The 17,771-nt window shown below is 55.3% G+C and carries 12 protein-coding genes; 7 read left to right on the top strand and 5 right to left on the bottom strand.

The features are described 5' to 3' along the window. Positions 1-13 precede the first annotated feature (13 nt). On the top strand, positions 14-1,216 hold the full coding sequence (locus VFO10_RS16945) for an alanine racemase (RefSeq protein ID WP_325142283.1): 1,203 nt from the start codon (positions 14-16) through the stop codon (positions 1,214-1,216). A 43-nt stretch (positions 1,217-1,259) separates the two neighbouring features. Here the strand turns inward: VFO10_RS16945 and VFO10_RS16940 are convergent, their stop codons facing one another. From VFO10_RS16940 to VFO10_RS16930, 3 genes are all read right to left on the bottom strand, one after another. Continuing rightward, positions 1,260-2,117, bottom strand: a complete 858-nt coding sequence (locus VFO10_RS16940; protein ID WP_325142281.1) for an OmpA family protein — start codon at positions 2,115-2,117, stop codon at positions 1,260-1,262. Positions 2,118-2,333: 216 nt separating this feature from the next. Then, positions 2,334-4,379, bottom strand: coding sequence for a tetratricopeptide repeat protein (locus tag VFO10_RS16935; RefSeq protein WP_325142279.1), 2,046 nt, complete (start codon positions 4,377-4,379; stop codon positions 2,334-2,336). Between the two features lie 12 nt (positions 4,380-4,391). Continuing rightward, positions 4,392-4,769: a PilZ domain-containing protein gene (locus tag VFO10_RS16930; protein ID WP_325142277.1), complete on the bottom strand. Its 378-nt coding sequence runs from the start codon at positions 4,767-4,769 to the stop codon at positions 4,392-4,394. Positions 4,770-5,138: 369 nt separating this feature from the next. Here VFO10_RS16930 and VFO10_RS16925 point away from each other — a divergent pair, with 369 nt between their 5' ends. The 4 genes from VFO10_RS16925 (at position 5,139) to VFO10_RS16910 (ending at position 12,327) form a co-directional block, all read left to right on the top strand. After that, complete coding sequence (locus VFO10_RS16925) at positions 5,139-6,413, top strand: outer membrane protein transport protein (protein ID WP_325142275.1); 1,275 nt, start codon at positions 5,139-5,141, stop codon at positions 6,411-6,413. Further along, positions 6,403-10,992: a hypothetical protein gene (locus VFO10_RS16920; RefSeq protein ID WP_325142273.1), complete on the top strand. Its 4,590-nt coding sequence runs from the start codon at positions 6,403-6,405 to the stop codon at positions 10,990-10,992. The genes VFO10_RS16925 and VFO10_RS16920 overlap by 11 nt, the downstream gene beginning before the upstream one ends. A gap of 64 nt (positions 10,993-11,056) precedes the next feature. Further along, on the top strand, positions 11,057-11,770 hold the full coding sequence (locus VFO10_RS16915; RefSeq protein WP_325142272.1) for a hypothetical protein: 714 nt from the start codon (positions 11,057-11,059) through the stop codon (positions 11,768-11,770). Positions 11,771-11,901: 131 nt separating this feature from the next. Continuing rightward, positions 11,902-12,327, top strand: coding sequence for an SRPBCC family protein (locus VFO10_RS16910; protein WP_325142270.1), 426 nt, complete (start codon positions 11,902-11,904; stop codon positions 12,325-12,327). Here the strand turns inward: VFO10_RS16910 and VFO10_RS16905 are convergent. Continuing rightward, entirely contained in the window at positions 12,322-14,154 is a 1,833-nt protein-coding gene (locus VFO10_RS16905) for a protein adenylyltransferase SelO family protein (RefSeq protein WP_325142268.1), read from the bottom strand. The two genes, VFO10_RS16910 and VFO10_RS16905, sit on opposite strands and share 6 nt — an antisense overlap. A 395-nt stretch (positions 14,155-14,549) precedes the next feature. Between VFO10_RS16905 and VFO10_RS16900 the strand changes: the two genes are divergently transcribed. Together VFO10_RS16900 and VFO10_RS16895 are read left to right on the top strand one after the other, a co-directional pair. Continuing rightward, complete coding sequence (locus tag VFO10_RS16900; protein WP_325142266.1) at positions 14,550-14,951, top strand: response regulator; 402 nt, start codon at positions 14,550-14,552, stop codon at positions 14,949-14,951. Between the two features lie 100 nt (positions 14,952-15,051). Further along, positions 15,052-16,299: an MFS transporter gene (locus tag VFO10_RS16895; RefSeq protein WP_325142264.1), complete on the top strand. Its 1,248-nt coding sequence runs from the start codon at positions 15,052-15,054 to the stop codon at positions 16,297-16,299. A 3-nt stretch (positions 16,300-16,302) separates the two neighbouring features. On the opposite strand, the gene VFO10_RS16890 is transcribed toward VFO10_RS16895, so the two are convergent. Beyond that, positions 16,303-17,085 carry a hypothetical protein gene (locus tag VFO10_RS16890; RefSeq protein ID WP_325142261.1) on the bottom strand — a complete coding sequence of 261 codons (783 nt, stop codon included), beginning with the start codon at positions 17,083-17,085 and terminating at the stop codon, positions 16,303-16,305. Between the last annotated feature and the right edge of the window lie 686 nt (positions 17,086-17,771).

Genomic DNA, 17,771 nt, shown 5'->3' with positions numbered 1-17,771 from the left:
CTTAAGGATTTTTATGGCCACTGCAACAGCCAATCCGCCCAGCTATGAGGCCTATTCGGCCGCCATCCAGGGCCGCGCCCTGCCACTGGCCTATATAGATATGGATCTTCTGGACGCCAATGCCGAGGCGCTCTGTCAAAGAGCGGGCCCCTACCCGCTGCGCCTTGCCACCAAGTCTCTGCGCTGTGTTTACATTCTGCGTTATCTCTTAAAACGCTATCCGGGATTCAAGGGACTGATGGCCTATTCCGCGGCGGAAGCGGCTCTGCTGGCTGAATCCGGCTTCAATGATATTCTGATCGCCTATCCGACGATGGAGTCACGCGACATCAAAGCCTGCCTGCCCTCGATACAAACGGGCAAGCGTATTCTTTTTATGGTGGATCATCCGGACCAGCTGAAGCTTCTGCAAAAGCATGCAGAATCCGGAATGACGACCATCTCCGTCTGCATCGACCTGGATCTTTCGACTCATTTCCCGCTTCTGCATTTTGGGGTTTTTCGCTCGCCTATTCGTCATCCCAAGGATGTGCAGCCGCTCATTAATACCCTGCGCCAGTGCCATCTGCTTCAGCTCGAAGGCCTGATGGGCTATGAAGGCCAGATTGCGGGCCTGCCCGATCATCTGCCGCGCTCCCGGATCTACAATCTCTTCGTGCGCTTTTTGAAGAAAATTTCCGTAAAGGAATGCTTCGCGCGACGCGTGGCGACGGTGGAATACCTGCGGAAGGCCGGGTATAGGCTGAGTCTCGTCAACGGCGGCGGCACCGGCAGCGTGAGCGTGACCCGCCACGATCCCAGCGTCACGGAAATAACAGTAGGCTCGGGGCTCTATTCCCCCACGCTCTTTGATCACTTCAAAGATTTTAAATATGCACCGGCGGCGGGTTTTGCCCTGCCCATCGTGCGTCAGGCCCGGTCTCATGTCTATGCCTGCAGCGGCGGGGGTTACATTGCGTCCGGTCCGATTCATGTCGATAAGCAGCCGCAGATTTTTCTGCCGCGTGGTTTGACTCTTTTCAAAATGCTCGGCGCCGGTGAGGTGCAGACATCGTTCCGTTCACCTGAGGAGAGAAAACTCGGGGAGCCGATTTTCTTCCGTCATGCCAAGGCCGGGGAATTGATGGAGCGTTTTCAGGAAGTGCATCTTCTGCGAGGAGGCAAGGTCGAGCAGGTGGTGAAGACCTATCGCGGGGAAGGCTGGTGCTTCTTTTAAAAGGGCCGGTGGAAGGCTCATCGCCTTCCACCACGCGTCCATTTTAGAAGCGGACGCCGAAGTCCATGCCTACGCGGTCCAGCGTGCTGCTGCGACCTGCGCCGAGGAAGAGCGACCACTGATCACGTTCCACACCCAGACGGAGTTCCGCACCGGTATCGGTGAAGTCCTTGTCTGTTTCGTAGCTGTGAACCACACCGGCCAGACCGCGAACGCCGGCGACGTAACCGGAGTTCTGGTAACCGACGGTGGGTGCGAAGTGATACGAACCGAGACGGTTGCGGTTGCCTTCCGCATAAAGGCTGGCCAGAGCGCCGACTTCAAGGCGAAGGTTCGGATGAACGTTCGGCAGATAAGCGACGTCGAGTCCGGGAGCGAAATATTCTTCGCGCTGTTCGATACGGGTGGTATCGAAACCGCTACGAAGGGCGGCACGCCAGCGACCTTGGGTCGTCGAGGCGGAAGCAGTTTTGGTGGCAACGGCATCGCTTGTTCCGAGAGCGGCGACCTTGGTGCCGGGAATTTCTTCGGAAGCGACGGCGGTATCCGCAGCATCCATGATCAGAATCGCCACGCGGCTTTCCATATCGCGCTCACCCAGGCCTTGGGCTTTCACGTCCAGCTGCTTCACGCGCTTTTGCAAAGCGCTTGTGACGGCCGCGGCACGTTTCTGGGACAATTTCAGGTTATACGCTTTGGTGCCTTCTTCGGAAGCGTAGGCATCAATCTGAACCTTGTCACCGGCCTTCAGCTGCAAAACGTCAACGCAGACGTCCAGAGCCTTGCTATCCACTTTCGCGCTATTGAATTCGAAAGTGATCTGGCAATTCTTTTGTGCAGCAAAAGCCGCTGGGCTCAAAACAGCCAGCACCATGGCACAGGTGGTCAATGTCGTTTTCATAAAACTCCTCCAGAACAAACGGGTCATCCGTTGGTTGGATCTGTTTGCTAGCAGGCTTTGCGGGAAGTGTCCAGCGGGTAATTAAGTCCAGGGATTCGGGGGGCTTGGATGCCGGGCGAGGCTGCATCGACGCACACGAGGACGCCCCAAAAATGGGTGCTCAGGCCGCCCGCCTTCAGCGCGATACTGCCTCGCTCTCTGCGTGAGTGGGACGATTCAGGAAACCTTGGGCAGACCGGGCCGCTCGGCCAGGACCAGACCCCGCAGGAAATAAGCCTTGCGCCGCTCGGCTTCGCGGTCCTGAAAGAGGTTGACCTCTTCGATGGAAAGTTCTGATGTTTCGCTCCGACTATCCGAACTCGCGACATTGAGCTTGACGCTAATATTCAAGCGACGGGCGTCGAGGATGCGCTTATGAAGGGATTCAGCCCGGGCATAGACCACGCTGGGACCACGATCGAGCGCGGCCTTGATGTGGACGGAACCAAGGTTGGGATCTTCGTTTTTCACGCAGGCAAGGCCCAGGTTGTAATCCACGATGGCCTTCAGATCGGGTCTGTCCTCGGGAATGATCTTGCCGCAGTTCTTATAGAGCCGCATGCCCTCGGGGATATCGCCCGTCTTCACAAAGGCCACGGCCATGTTGTTCAGATAGGCGATCACGTCCTGGGCGTTGTTCATGTTCTTCATCAGATCGAGCGCCCGCTGGGTCTGTCCACCCGCAACAGCGACCTTGGCCCTGGCTTTTTTCACAAGCGGGGATTCATGATCCAGGCCCTCGGCTTTTTGCAGAGCATCCTCGGCCGTATGCACATTCTTGATCTGCAGGGCGACTTCAGCAAGATTGCAAAGCCGCTCGATATGCTTGGGACTCAGCTGGGTGCAGCGCTTCAAAAGGGACAACGCGGCCTGAAAATCCCCGAGCTTGATCAGGCATTTCGCCAGCAAAGCGGCCACATGCACGTTATCTCCCGCCGATTCGTGCGTGGCTTCGATCAAAAGCACCTTGGCTTCGAAATAGCGCTGCTCATGATAAAGAATGCAGGCCTTCAGATATTTTTCCTTGATGGGATCGCGGGTGGAGATCGCCTGAAAGCCCCGCAGAACCTGACGCGCGCGCTCGGCCTCGCCGCGATTCAGATGCACCTGGATCTTCCGCTCGAAGCTGCTGGCTTCGGTCGGCATCCGCGACTGCGACATCGACCAGGCCGCGGCCATCATGAACTGCTGGATACTAAGGGGTCGGCGCAGGACCTGAGCGACGCCCATCTCACGAACGAGCTGGCTGTCGGTACGATCGAGGATTTCCGTCAGAACGATGATCGGCGCCTCGTGCTGCCCTTTCTCCCTTATTCTTTGAAGAAGGAAGGGACCGGACAGACCAGGCGTCTGCCATTCGAGGACATAAAAATCAAAGGATCGTTTGCTGATGATTTCAGCCGCTCGCGCCCCGCTGCTGCAGTGCTCGACGATCTGAAAGCCGAGTTCGCGGAGTTTCTGCTGCAGGACCTGGGCCGTTTCATCAATGGGATCGACGATCAGGACCGAGGTCATCTGATACTGATAAGCCAAGGCCCGCATGCTGCCTTCATCCTCTTTCAAAAGGATGCTGCGCAGCTGCATCACCTGCTCGGCCGTGGCCGGGTCATAGTATTCGATCGACAAAAGAAGAGTCTTGGCTTTTTCCGTCTCACCGAGCTTGGCATAGGCTTCCACCTGATTCAGGCGCAGCATGTCATCAAAAGGATAAAGGCGGAGAAGATTATCGGTGAGCCGAAGGATATCCGTCCAGCGTGATTGGCTCTTATAATAGGCTTTTAAATAAGAGAACGCGATCATGCAGGGATTGATGTCGGGCTCGATCTTCTTATGCAGCCTGAAGAGTCCCTGGGCTATGTCTTCCGGATTATCCGTATTCTCATGCCAGCTCATAAGGCCGCAATCAAAAAGATGCGGCAGATGCTGCTGGTCGGCGTCACGGATCATCACGCTGAAACAAATTGAATCCGTATAACCAGCCCCCTGCAGGTGCTGCAGATAAGCCAGGAGCGTTTCGCCCTCTTCATCGCGGAAGGAGGCATAGACCCACTGCACCTCCCTTTTATCAAGGGCCACGGTCATATCAAAGAAGCTGCGGAACCACTGGACGTTGCGAGTCTGCAGAAGTCCAAAAGCGTCCATGATCTGGCGCCTTTTGATTTCATTTTCCGCCACCACCGCGACTGCGGCCGTGCCCTGTTTGATACCCGCAAGATCAAGCACGCTTTGAATTCCTCATTGATCGACACAATCAAAAACGCGAAGACGCTCCACGAGGTTATCACCCGGCATAAGGAGCGCGAGGCCCACGCGCGTCAAACCCAGCCCCTCCTGTTCACCGAGGCGCGAGCGCCTCATCCAACGCACGACCATGACCAAAGGGGCCTGACCGTCGATGCAGAAGTTCACCGTATCACCGACCCGCTGCGTAAAGCCGTGGGCCAGAATTCCAAGCCCACCGCGCGACACATCCAGCATCACGACATCCAGGTCGCGTCCGTCGAGGCTTTGAATGACAGCCGGCACAAGCCCGTTCAGACCGTAACGCACGTCGCTGCGCTTGTCCGCGAGTCGATCCAGATCAGGAAGCTCAATCAGTCGTTCACGCGGCATGGGTTCCTCCCGTAAGTCTGCATCGGCATGATTTTGTAAGAATAAAGGTACAGCTGTGATCCCGTTTAAAAAGGTAAAATCAGGGCTCCGGGAGAGCCGCATGATGATTGCAGATGCTCGATGGAACAGCTGTGCGCAAGCGCATATTTTACATAGAAGTAAGAATGCCAAAGCGCAAGGACCTTGCCTCATATAGCCTTCCGAGGCTTCACCGCGCGTGATGTCCTGCAGCGGGCACGAACCAGCCTCGACACTGTTAAAAACTTTACATTTGACCGGCTCCTCGATCGTTGCTAAGCACATGCAAAGTTCTCTTCATTTTCTTCGCCCAAGCTCTTTTGAAGAGAACTCACACACTGAGGGGACAATATGACTCATCTGTTTGGCCGTTGTGCCATTCTGGGCATGCTTGCGTGCATCGCCCATCCAGCCTTCGCGAATGTCTTTGATACCTATGGTTTGGGAGCATCAACCGTCGCGGTCGGCAATGCCACCACGGCCGGCGGCCCCACAGCCTATGCCGCCTATAGCAATCCGGCCCTCCTCGTGAAGTCCGATCGCAGCGAAATCGCCTCGGCTGCGATGCTGACCCAATTCAAATTGCAGGATCTGCCCGCCGGGGAAGCGGGTCGCCTGCCGCGGGATCCTGATCGGGAATCCGATGCCAACGCCCTGCAGGGCGGCAGTCTTGGTTTGAATCTCAAACTAACGGATGATCTGCACTTTGGTCTCGCGGCCTATATGCCCCAGGGCAGCTTCGGTCGTATCAAAGGCCTTTCTCCTTACGAAGCCACCTATCTGCGTTATTCCGAGCAGCAGCAAAAACCTGCGGCTTATACCGCGCTCGCCATCAAAGGCCCCTGGGACCTTTCCTTCGGCGTGGGCGCGTACTACTCCCTCAGAGCGCGCGGACTTTTGCAGGTGGCGCTCGACAGTCAGGAATCGGAAGGCCGCCTTGAATTTATTATGGAGCCTGTTGTGGTTCCTTACTTCGGTGTGTCCTGGAGCACCGGCAACTGGGTTCTGGGCGCCATGCATCGCGAGGCGCAGGAAACGGAATCGACCATCGAATCCTCGTTTGCCTTCAGCACCGAAAGCGCCATGCTGCCCTTCGATGCTTCGACGAGTTTGATTCCATTCTACGATCCGGCCATGACCCGCATAGGCTTTGCCTGGAACGGCGAACGCCTGCGCGTGATGGGCAGTTTGGAACGCGCATCGTGGTCGCGCTTCAATGCTCCGGTCGTGACCATCACAGGTTCGGATGTCGCCGCGCTGTCGGTGGAAAATCGTCCGGGCAATGCCAATCTTCGGGATACGCAGGCCTTCCGCTTTGGAATCGCAGCCCCCCTCGCCGCGCTGCAGGATCGCCTGGAACTGCGCGCCGGACTTGAAGCGCATACTTCGGCCAATCGCCGGAATGCTCCCAGCTATGTCGTCGACCCTGAGCGTCGCACGCTGGCCCTGGGCTCCGCTTATAACTTTTCCCCCGACAAAGACGGTCATCAACTGACTCTGGATGCGGCTTATCAATTAAGCCAGCTCTCCAGCCTCAGCGTGCAAACACCAAAAGGGCTGCCCATAGCTCTGGATGGTTCGAGCACTATCCAGACCTTTGTCGGAGGGGTAAGGTATGCGCTCTAGATATTCCTGGCTCTTTTTGATCCTGACCGGGAGCGTCATCAGCTGCACCAATAAAAAACAGGATCTGAATCGAGGCGAAGGCTTCGCCTTCTTCAAGAATCCCGAATCGAACGAGGCCTGCCTCAGCACCAATCTTTCCCAGTGGGAACTGAGCGGTGCATTCTTGCATAAGATGCTGAGCTGCGCTTCCAATAGGAGTCGCGATGGAGGCGAGACGCTGCCCGCGACCAAGAATCTGCTCGCGGAATTATCCGCGGATAAGATGCAGAAGCTGGTGGATTTCGCGCTGATGCCGGATGAGACCGCCACCACGCATGAAGAGCGTTATCCTTATCTTCTGGCCCTCGCCAGCATCCTGGATCGGGGTTTGAGCGAGGGGGAAAAGCAGGGCCTCAATCTTGCGACCGAACGCCTCGATCAGCTGCAGCCCTTTCTTTTAAGCCTGGATCCTTCGCGCCTGCAGCAGCAGCTGACCCTCTGGTCGCAATCGGGCCGCATGAATGATCTTCTGGCGGAACTCGGCGTTTTCGTCAATGCCCTCGAAAAAGACAGCCTTTCGGCGATGACGCGGGAAGTTTTGGAAGGCCGGAATTTCGGTCCACGTTTTTTAACAGTCAGTACCACAGTCCTTCAGCAGAATGCGCTGATGAATAGCGTGGATGCGGCCCTCAGTGCGCAGCCCCTTCAGATACCGGACGCCGCGAGCCAGGCGCGCATGCTGGAGTCCTTTCGACAGCCGCAGAGTCCGGATGCAGCATCCGCCCTGCCTTCTGTGACCCTGACTGCCGGTTCCACGACGACCTTTGCGAAGCACCTCGACCAATTCACGCAAACTCTCAGCGATGCCGAGATTGAAAAACTCAGCCGCTTTATCACAAGTTTTTGGAATGCCTATCGGGGTCTCGACAGCGGGGAACGTTCTTTCATCTCGAAGCGTCTGGCTCAAGGATTGGAACAGAGCCTGGATCAGCAGCAAAACCCAGCCCGCTGGCTCCTGGCAGTGGCACAGGATTTGAGCAGCATGCCGGCCTCGGATTTGAACAGCATCAGTGAAACGCTCAGCCGCCTGCTGGAACCTTCCAATGATCCTTCACTGGATACACTGCGCGCCAAGCTCTGGTCGAGTCGCATCATGGAACAGATGCTGGACCTTTTGGCCAAAGGCGGCGCTGTCCCGGGCTGTTCGGCCCTGACGATTCCCGGCCTGAAAGATCTTTCCTCCACGGATTTTGCTCCCACTTATGAAATACTGCGAACCCTGAACACGCCTCAGTCGGCGTGTGATGGACAGGTTCCCATGACCATGGCTTTGGAATCCTGGTCCAAGGTCGCTGTGGGGCGCACCTGCGCCGAGGCCGACTGTCTGGAGCTGACAGCCAAACCCAATGATACGGATCTGACAGCTTCGTATTGGGCCGATCCCTATGCGGAGCCTGAACCGAAACTCATTCAGGATCTCATGCGCACAGTGCTGCTGGAAAGCAAGCAGCTGCTGGAGAGGGATCGCTATTACCTGAAAAATATCGGGGTGGCCAACCGCGCCGTGGATCCCTCGATCATGGATCGACTGCTGGGACTTTGGCAGAAGGCCGAGCCGAAATCCTTGCGTGATGTCGCGCTTTGGGAAACGACTTTGATGCAGGATGCCGAGCTGCAGAGACTTTTTGCGGCCGATCCGATTGAAAAACTCTTGAGTTTGAAATTGGAGCGACTCAGCAGCCTCAGTCAGCAGTTCCATGATCTGCTTCCCGCTGATACGAAAGACCTTGATAAGGTCACCAATCAAAGGGCCGCAAGGGTCTTTGCCGGAGTCTATAATCAAGGGCCTTTGGAACAGGCGCTCCGTTACAAACTCCCCGCGACTCTTGAAGGCCAGGACGATATCCTTCAGGATGCCACATTTCAATGGCCCGAGGATGTGAGGCAAACCTTCGCCAGGGACCGTTCGCTCTTCTCGCACTTTTTGTATCGCTTTAAAAATGCCGACAGCATTTTCCGCAATCCCGAACTCGGATCTTTGGTCGATGGTTCGGATACCACCATGGCGAGTCTCGGCAGCCCGGCGCGTTACCTCGGTTTTGAAGAACCCGGCCAGGTCTCGATACAGCCGCGCGTTGAAAATCGTATCATTCAGCCCATGCAGTCGGTCCGTCCTTTGGGGGATGATCCCACGGGCTGGGGCCTTTGGTATCAGCAGCTGACCAGCAGCGGCCTTGTCAGCAAGGATCTGCCGCCCCAGGAAACCGGCAGCTTTCAGGATTTCTCGAATCAGTTCGTGCAGAATATCAGCAGTGATGCCCGCTGGACGGATTTAACAGCATCCGAAGAACCTTTATGGAGTCAAACCGCTCCGGGCATCACCACTGAATTTTTTGAAGTCGAGCACTACAGCGCTGCCGAATCCCGTCTTCTGACTCTCTATTACCTGCGGCACTATCATAAACTTCCGGTCGCCTTTCCTCAGGATGCTCAGCTCGGCGCCGTACCCACGGGTGGCCTGAAGGGATTCTTCAGCGCCGCGGCGCTTGTGAGCAATATGGATGCGGATTATGCTCTGTTTGTGAAGCTTTTCCCTGACCAACTGGGAGCCAATGTTTCCACGCTGGAAGATCTGGGTTCCCAGGCACTGGTGCGGAATCGTGATGGCACGGCGCTCTTTCCCGCGACCAAGGTCAGCACCGTGACGCGCGTGGGACTTTTGAAAAATCCGCAGCTGCTCAGCAACCCAAACTTTCAGATGCTGTCCACCTTCAACCTGCTCGGTCTGACCAAAGCCGGCAGCTCGTATTATATTCAGCCCCTGATCGGCCTGGATGATAAAACCTGTGCCGCGGCCGATGGGAAGCCGGCCTCCTGTGCTTTGGAACTCAAAGGCAGCGACACCGGCATTCGCGAGGCCCAGTATCAGACCTTCATGGCTTCGGTCATTGCGCAAAATTTCTGCCCGCTGCTCAGCACCGATCAATTCGGACCGCGTGATCAGTGGTCGCAGCGTCTTCAGTTGAAAACCAAAGACAGCAGCACCTGCACCAGCTTGAAAATAACGGAAGCCAGGGTGAGTGATGAACTGCGTTTCCCCGCCTGGTTCACCCGCCGCGTATTGAATGATGTGTTCAGTATGGGTCGCAAAGCCCAGTTGAAAAAAGGGTTGGCGCAAATTCCGGCGGCCCTCCGCTTTCATAAGCTCGCTCAGGAGCAGCTGAACGCGGAAGAACGCACCGAACTTTGGCTGCGGCAGGCCCGCGGTCACTGGTCAGCTTTGAATGCGGCTTCGCAAAGTCGGCGGGAATACTATGCGGTGCAATTCTGGGCGGCGCAGCCCAGTCTTCTGAATGCGGCCATGGATCAGTGGGAACAGGGCATTGAAACCACGAGCTGGACGGATTTCCTGGCCCGCCTCGCCCAAAGGAACGGTGACGGCACCTCGCTGGATGTCGTGCATGAATTCCTGTCCCTCGTGATCAACACCCAGCAGGAAAGTGCCAAGGCCGGTCAGTCCATGCTGGAAATGGCTTTTTTGCTGATGGAACGCATCAGCGCACGACCGGATCTTTTGGATGCGGCGGGACATATCCTCGGCAACTTCGCGAGTGCGGAAAATTATGATTTCGCGGGTCGTGATCTGCCGTATGCGATGACTCTTTTCACCAGCTTCAATTGGAATGAGCCGGGTCTGCGCTTCAGTAAATTCCTCGGGCAAAAGGAAACCATTCGCACCTGGGTCCTGCTCTGCGAGTATTTCAGTCCGGACGAATTCGGACGCTTTCTGAATCAGGTTCAAAAAAGCAGCACCGAGCTGGGCGAAAAATCGGAGCGCGCGAATCTTCTGCAGCGTTTCCTGAAAGAAAATGTGGCGCTTGGCCTCCTGCTGGCGGACCAGCAGGAAACCCTGAGCGATCGCTGGAATACAATCCTCCAGGCCTGGCGCCATGCTGATTTCGGTGCGGGCTTTTTGAATGATTGGGAAAGTCTTTTGGCTACGCTGGATGCTCCGCTGCAAACTCTGGATGGTCGCGAAACAAACAGCACGGCCAGGATCATGGAACTCTGGCTGCCGCATCTTCTGCGTCAGGGCATAGGACTTTTGCAGCTGCATCAGGAGGCCGGGGCCAGTGCGGAACCATCGTTCTGGTCGAAGATGATGCTGAACCTCGTTCAGTCCATTCAGAATGAATCGCTCGGCGCACGCGCGCTCTCCCGTTTCCTGGCCGATCCACGCCTTGGATTGGTGCAGGGAAAAATTTGGACAGAGGCGCTGACCGACGCCAAATACCGACAGCCTATGGCCGAAGCTTTGATCAGTCTCAGCTCGGTTTCTGAGCATCTGTGGCGCGAAGCCCTGGTGGAATCAAGCGATCTTCTGAGTCGTCTCAGCAAAGCGCTTGGCTACATGAAACAGCGGATGGTGTGGAAAGAAGATCCGGAGCACAATGCCTATCGCATCGTGATGGATCAGCTCTATTTACTGAGCCGCGATGGAACCTTAAGGGACCGTCAGATCGAAATTTTACAGCTATGGTTTCGGGATGAGGAGAGGGAGCCAAGGATGGCCGAGTCCCCGTCCCTGATGATTAACTAAGGGGTTTACATTCGAATTTGAGGGCCTTTCGCTCCTCAAATCCCAAAGTCACAAAGGAGTTCTTATGAAAACATGGATCGCACTAGGAATGGGTTGCCTTCTGGCTGGCCACGCTGCAGCTGAAACCGCCAAAGCTCCCCCGGTGCCCAAGGATGTTGCGGCTTGCGTTGCAGCGATCGCGGATCAACGCTTCTGCGTGGAAACCGAGGCTGGCAGCTTCCCGATCAACATTCGCTTTTACATCGTCGTCGACAAGGAAGCCTACCCGACTGTTGAAAATCTGCTCGACAGGTACCTCGCCTTTGACGAGTGGCCTGCATACGTTGACACTGTGGGTTCGGACAGCATCGTCTTCAACCGCAGCGCCCGTCTCGACGATATGAAAGCGGCTGATGGCACCACCATCGCGCGTCACTATTATGACTACAAACTGAAGTCCCCCATCGGCTACCAAAAAGTTCGTGGCGTGACCTACAACACCCGCCTCGCGACACCCTATGCCGGCGCGGAAGGCACGATTGAATTCGCTGCCCAGACTGCTGGCGTTCAGCAGGTTCCAGCTGGTGAAAAACCTTTGACCGGCGCGGAAGGCGTAAAACTGCAAACCGGCGTGATCAACGCGGTGGCTTGCACCGATAACGCTCTTTGCAGCGAAGGCCAGTGGCTTTTGACCTATGAGTCCAGCATTACTCCGGCCATCACCCTTCTGCCAAAAGTGGCTGCCGGGTCGATTCAGCAAGGCCTCGAAACCGTTCTGGTTGGCATGCTGTTCAACTGATGACAGGTCCCGGGCTCCACGGCCCGGGCTTTTCCTTTTCCCGTCCACTTCACTCCGCTCTGGCAAGTTTGCGATGAATCAGCTAATTAAAAAGACTCGCAAATTTCCCTGAACCCTGGAGAGGTGTGACGATGGCTGGTGCATCCCGCGAAGAAGTCTTTGACGTCCCTGCCGAGAAATTCTATGCAGCTTTGATTGATTACGCGAGCTACCCCGAGATTCTGGGTGAGGTCGACGAGGTCGAGGTTTTGGATTTCAGTGAAACCAGTGCCCGCATCCAGTACACCATCAATATCGTCAAATCCTTTTCCTACATCCTGAAGATGACCCAAAAGCGCCCCGAAGTGGTGGCCTGGACGCTGGAGTCCGGCAGCCTGTTCAAGGTCAATCAGGGCCGCTGGAAGATCACGCCGCAGAGCGCGAATTCCTGCAAGGTTCAGTATGAGCTGGATGTCGATCTGAAGGTATTCGCGCCGAAGGCGATTACGAATAAACTTGTCGCCGTAAACCTGCCGCGGATGATGCAGGCCTTTTATGAAAAGGCCAAGGCGTTATAATCCTTCCCGATAGCTGCGCACGATTTTCAGGGCTCGACGCACCAGAGGTTCGAGCCTCGCATCACTGCGCAGCTGGGGTTGGAAGGCACTCGGCTGATAATCAGGATTGAGCACCTGCTCGCGGATGATCATTTCCAAAAGCTTATGGAATTGCCGCGAACTCAAATGCCGCCGATGGCTCATCAGCTGCTCGGCCAGAAGACAGACAGCGTCGCCGGTGATGCGGTTTTCATCGTTCAGTTTCCCACTCCACATGCTGACGACCTTCATAAGCCGCGTAAGGTCAGTCCTGGCCAGGGACGCAGCCTCGACCATCACATGCCGATAAAGGCGGGTCAGCTGCACAAGCTCACGAACGTGAGCCGGACGCACGGCATGCGCATCCTCATGAGCCGCCCAGGCCAAAGAACCCTTCAATAACTCCGAGGCCTCGCGTGATGTTACGTTCTGCTCAACAGTCTGGGGCAGTTCACGGAGGAGCCGGCGCATCACATAAAGCATGTTCCAATTCATGCCATCCGGCACGCGGTACTTGCCTTTTTTCGTCTTCGCATATTCCAGGCGCATGAAGCATTTTTCCAGCTCCTGCACTTTTTTGCCCTGCAGCTTTAAAAGCTCAGCGGCCAACGATTCTGTCAAACCCATTCTGCGCAGAAGATAAAGGCGGCGTGAACGCAGAAAGATCTTATCAAACTCGCGCACCGACGCATGACGCGCGAAGCGTTCGATAGATTTTTTCCGTCCCGTCTTCAAAAAATCCGCTATCTGGGCAAAGGTCTGCACCATGTAGCGGGCCTTGGAGCGCTGTTCTTTCAGGTTCGTGGACCAGCGTTCATGATCGTCGAAGCGATACTCATGGAAGAAAAGCCCAAACTGGCGAATGGAGCCGTAGTCGATGATTCCGGCATCAGCCAGGATATTGTCACCGTCCCATTCCATCCAGCAGAAGATATAATCGGATTCAAAGCGGGCCGCGGCCGTCGCGAAATCGCGCGTCATCGACTGCAGGAAGTATTCATAAGGATTCTGGCCGGACTCGATGGTCCAGGTCCCATTATTCACCTGGCGCTGGATATGATAATCGACCAGAGCCTTCAGACGATCCCAACGCCCCTGCTTCAGATGCAGGAAAAAGTGCGAAGGCCGCAGAAGATTCTCGGCGACGCGCACGGTCACGGCAAAGCCTTTCGGATATTCGAGCACGCAGAGCACGCGCTCGGTACGCACACCATTCCGATGCAGAATTTCGCTGAAAAGAGTATCGATCAGACCTTCATGAAGTTTGCAGTAGCCGCAGCCATAGGAGACGTTCGGATCACCCGAGCGGAAGAACGTCTTGCTTTTGCTGCTGGCCGGGGACAGACAGGTCGCTCCCGTTCCGCAGCTGCTGATGTCCCAGGTTTTCCCGGCAAACTGCCAGCATCCGTTCCAGATGCTCCGGCCGTCGCCCGACGTGAGTCCACGACGATCGGGATGCTGCAGCTGCAGGTACCGCGTGGCCATATAGGTTTTCGGTTTGATGCTCTGCTTGTCGACGCGCTCGGGATGCAGTTGATCGTATTCGTTGACGATCAGAAGACCGAAGGTTTGCAAGAGAGTCTGCTCAAGTTCCGCATTCATCTCGTGACTGTGACCGGGATCAATGAGTCCCATGTCTTTGGCCAGCGTGAAGTTGAAGAAGGCGACCTTGCCGCCTGGGCGATGCCGGGCGTGATAAGGGACGTGGGAGAAGGGCACTTGCTCCTGAATCGGATGGCTGCCGTCAATCTGCGAAAAACCCGCATAGGGTGCCGTGGGTTTCAGTTTTAAGTGTTTGAGTCGCGTCAATGGCCTGCCTCCGAAAAATAAGCCTGCTCTCCAACCCTCGGCATATTTTGAAGAAACTTAAGACTTCGGCGCGCTTGCTCAGCGATTTGGCCATTTTTTACTATGAATACGGAAGTTTAGGACATGCCGGGCACCTGCCTTAAAAAGCATCAAAAGCTGAAATTTCCTCGGCTTCCGATCGATTTTTCGTGCCTTTCATGAGGAATTCGGCGGAAAATTACAGAAGAGACAGGGCCGCTGAAATCGGGCCGCGCGGCAAGTGCGCAGGAAATAGACGGAAAAAGACGCTGGAGTAAAGGGCTGTTTGCGCGCAGCTTCAGGTTTCTTTCCTTCAGTACCGAAGCATCTTCCTATCGGGTCACGGTTATGTCTCATAACCCGATAGGGAGGATTCCTTGGTCGATAGATCCACGTCGCGCGGTATCCGCATCCTTCTCGTCGAAGATAATGACGTCAACAGTCGCCTCACGACGCGCATGCTGACCCGCCTGGGTTATCAGGTCGATGCCGTCCTCAATGGCCGCGAAGCCATCCGCGCCCTTCAGACCCAAACTTATGCGATCGTCCTGATGGATCTGAATATGCCGGAAATGGATGGATTCACCGCGACCCGCTGGATTCTGAATCATCCTAGCGAAATCCTGCTTGTTCCCAGCATCATTGCCTTGACGGCCAATACTTTGCCCGAGGATCGCAAGCGCTGCGAGGAATCTGGCATGGTCGACTTTATTGCCAAACCCATAGGCCTCGATTCGCTGTGCCATGTTCTGGAAAAATGGTCCCGCCGCGCGGCCTGAACTGAGGACGCAATTTTATTCGGATGGCCTCATTCCCACGTTGCAACTCATCCAAGCTATCGACCATACTTAAAGGATGTCCTGAAAATAAGGATCCCGCATGTCGAGTATTCCCAAAGACGCCATCAAGAAATTTTCGCCCTATCAAAAGTTTGTCGTCGCCGTTCTCGCCTTTTTGCAGTTTACCGTAGTCCTTGACTTCATGATACTGTCGCCGCTCGGGGCGATCCTCATGCCGACCCTGAACATCACGACTTCGCAGTTCGGGCTCGTGGTCTCAGGTTACGCGTTCAGCGCGGGGGCTTCAGGACTTTTGGCTGCGGGCTTCGCCGATCGCTTCGATCGTAAAAAACTTTTAATGTTTTTTTATATCGGTTTTATTTTGGGAACGCTCTTCTGCGGACTGGCGCCCAGCTATGAATTCCTGCTGGCGGCGCGTATCGTGACGGGACTCTTCGGCGGCGTCGTCGGCTCCGTTTCCTTTGCGATCATCACCGATCTTTTCCCCTACGATATGCGCGGCCGCGTGATGGGGATCATCCAGACATCTTTCGCTGCCAGTCAGGTGATGGGCCTGCCCTTCGGTCTTTACCTCTCGAATCACTGGGGCTGGCACGCTCCTTTCATCCTGATCGTGATCATCGGAATTATGGCCGGCGTGATGATCGGCCTTCGGCTGCAACCCATCCGCGATCACCTGAAAATGCAGCATGACAACAACCCCTTTGTGCATCTCTTCAAAACCGTGAGCCAGCGGAATTACCTTCAGGGCTTTGCCACGACAGCGCTTTTGTCGACCGGTGGTTTTATGCTGATGCCCTTTGCCAGTGCGTTCAATGTCAATAACCTTGGTGTGCGCCTGGATCAGCTGCCGCTGATTTATATGGTGACGGGCGTGATCTCGATCATCACAGGGCCTTTGGTTGGGCGGCTCAGTGATCGGATCGGAAAAATGCTGATCTTCATGATGGGTTCGACTCTGGCCATCATCACCATTGCCGTCTATACCCGCCTGTCGATGGTCTCCATCTGGACAGTGATTGCCGTGAATACCGTGATGTGGATTGGCGTCTCGGCCCGGATGATCTCTTCATCGGCTTTGATGTCGGCCTTGCCCAAGCCGCAGGATCGCGGGGCATACATGTCGGTGAGTTCGTCGATTCAGCAGATTTCGGGCGGACTTGCAGCAATCCTGGCTGGTCTTATCGTGGTGGCGGAGCCCAGCGGCCGGCTGGATCACTTTGATAGCCTCGGGAATGTGATCATCGCCTCGACCATGATCACCATGTTCCTGATGTTCATGATCGGCAAGCTGCTGAAGCGCATCACGCATCAGCAGCAGGTGTGAGCCTCAGCCTCTCAACTTGAAGCGGCGGACCAGGGCCTCGAAATCAGCGAGATATTCCTGATAAAAGGCATGGTCCATGGCATAGGTCAGGACGATGAGCGCGGGATAGGTTTCCTCGATATACCGATCATTGGGCTTAACTTTTTTGCCATAAACGCCCCGCAGGTCTTTCCAACCTTCCGGCGCCTTGGGCTTGATCATCACCATCTTATAGCGCATCAAACGGTGTTCAGGATTGAGCTTCAGCTGCTCGGCATTGGCCACGTCCACGACCACTTCGTAGGTATCCGCAGTGCCGATGGTCCCGGCTTTGCCTTCCACGATGTTGGTCACATAGTTTTTCCCCTTGCCGACGCCACTTCCGCCATCAACTAGAGACGCATAATATAGGCCGCTCAGGCGTTCCATATGATCCTTGGCCAGGATGGGGAGTTTTTTATAAGCCGCGCTTTCTCCGAGGGGCACGCTCTGAACGGAAATAACGCCGTTTGTTTCACGATGTTTGAAGACGAGGTCCAGATCCTGCACCAGCATCGTCTCCTCATGCCCGCTGTAGCTCTTCACCTCCAGGCGGCGGATACCGTTGTCCTTCGGGGAAGGCTGCCCCTGGCTATTGGTTTCCAGCGTCCACGATGAATTGATGAAGAGCTTTTCATTCGCCTTCGCATAGGGCAGGGAATAACCGACCTTATCATGGGTGAAGCCCTGGGAATCCAGCTTTCCGGTGCTGACGCAGGCCGTGGGAATCAGGATAAGGGCCAAAATTGAAATGAGGGAGCGCAGCATAATCATTCTCTTTGAAAAGATAAGACTCAAGACCAATGCCAGGACGCGCATGACTGGGAATTTATTGCAATTGGACGAAAAAAAGACCCTGGGAGGAGTTCATTCCCAGGGCCGTTCTAAGGGGGCACACTCGAAAACTGATTTGCGAATGTCACCGGGCAGATTTTTTAAGGTTTCGGCAGTCATTTGGTTTGCCTGTCGATGAGGGGAATCTATGCGAGCTCTCGTAAGAAAGCTACAAAAAAAATGGGGCTGAATCCGAATTTTTTAAATTTTGTTGTAATTAAACACCACAACCTGGCTGATCCACTCTGCCTTCCGACATGATGCTAGCTGTGATGGATGGGTTGACCCGACAAAGCACCATTTTAGCGAACAAATCAACGCTGAATCCGCTGAAACCCGGTCCTGTCAACGGACCGGCACTAAATTAGCCGGCGGGCCAAGTGAAGAGTTGCATTCTTGATGTCGCTGAGTTACATAAATATTTGTTCCCGGCTGGAAGCCAGCTGGGGAAAGCCTTTGATTCAAAAAGACCGATTCTGTCGGGTTATTTTGGGTCGAGGCAAGGCTTGTGCAGCCGTTTTAAATGCTGTGGTTTTCGCATCATGAAGAACGGAATGGGTACAAGGATTCGCCATTTATCCTTCAATAAAAGAAGCAGGGTTTCCGATGAAACCCTGCTT

Source organism: Oligoflexus sp. (assembly GCF_035712445.1).
GTDB lineage: Bacteria > Bdellovibrionota_B > Oligoflexia > Oligoflexales > Oligoflexaceae > Oligoflexus.
This window is presented reverse-complemented; position numbering and strand designations above follow the sequence as displayed.

Coding starts and splice junctions, on each gene's coding strand:
- VFO10_RS16925 (WP_325142275.1), top strand. CDS start 5,139: ATGACTCATCTGTTTGGCCGTTGTGCCATTCTGGGCATGCTTGCGTGC.
- VFO10_RS16910 (WP_325142270.1), top strand. CDS start 11,902: ATGGCTGGTGCATCCCGCGAAGAAGTCTTTGACGTCCCTGCCGAGAAA.
- VFO10_RS16945 (WP_325142283.1), top strand. CDS start 14: ATGGCCACTGCAACAGCCAATCCGCCCAGCTATGAGGCCTATTCGGCC.
- VFO10_RS16920 (WP_325142273.1), top strand. CDS start 6,403: ATGCGCTCTAGATATTCCTGGCTCTTTTTGATCCTGACCGGGAGCGTC.
- VFO10_RS16930 (WP_325142277.1), bottom strand. CDS start 4,769: ATGCCGCGTGAACGACTGATTGAGCTTCCTGATCTGGATCGACTCGCG.
- VFO10_RS16895 (WP_325142264.1), top strand. CDS start 15,052: ATGTCGAGTATTCCCAAAGACGCCATCAAGAAATTTTCGCCCTATCAA.
- VFO10_RS16890 (WP_325142261.1), bottom strand. CDS start 17,085: ATGCTGCGCTCCCTCATTTCAATTTTGGCCCTTATCCTGATTCCCACG.
- VFO10_RS16940 (WP_325142281.1), bottom strand. CDS start 2,117: ATGAAAACGACATTGACCACCTGTGCCATGGTGCTGGCTGTTTTGAGC.
- VFO10_RS16915 (WP_325142272.1), top strand. CDS start 11,057: ATGAAAACATGGATCGCACTAGGAATGGGTTGCCTTCTGGCTGGCCAC.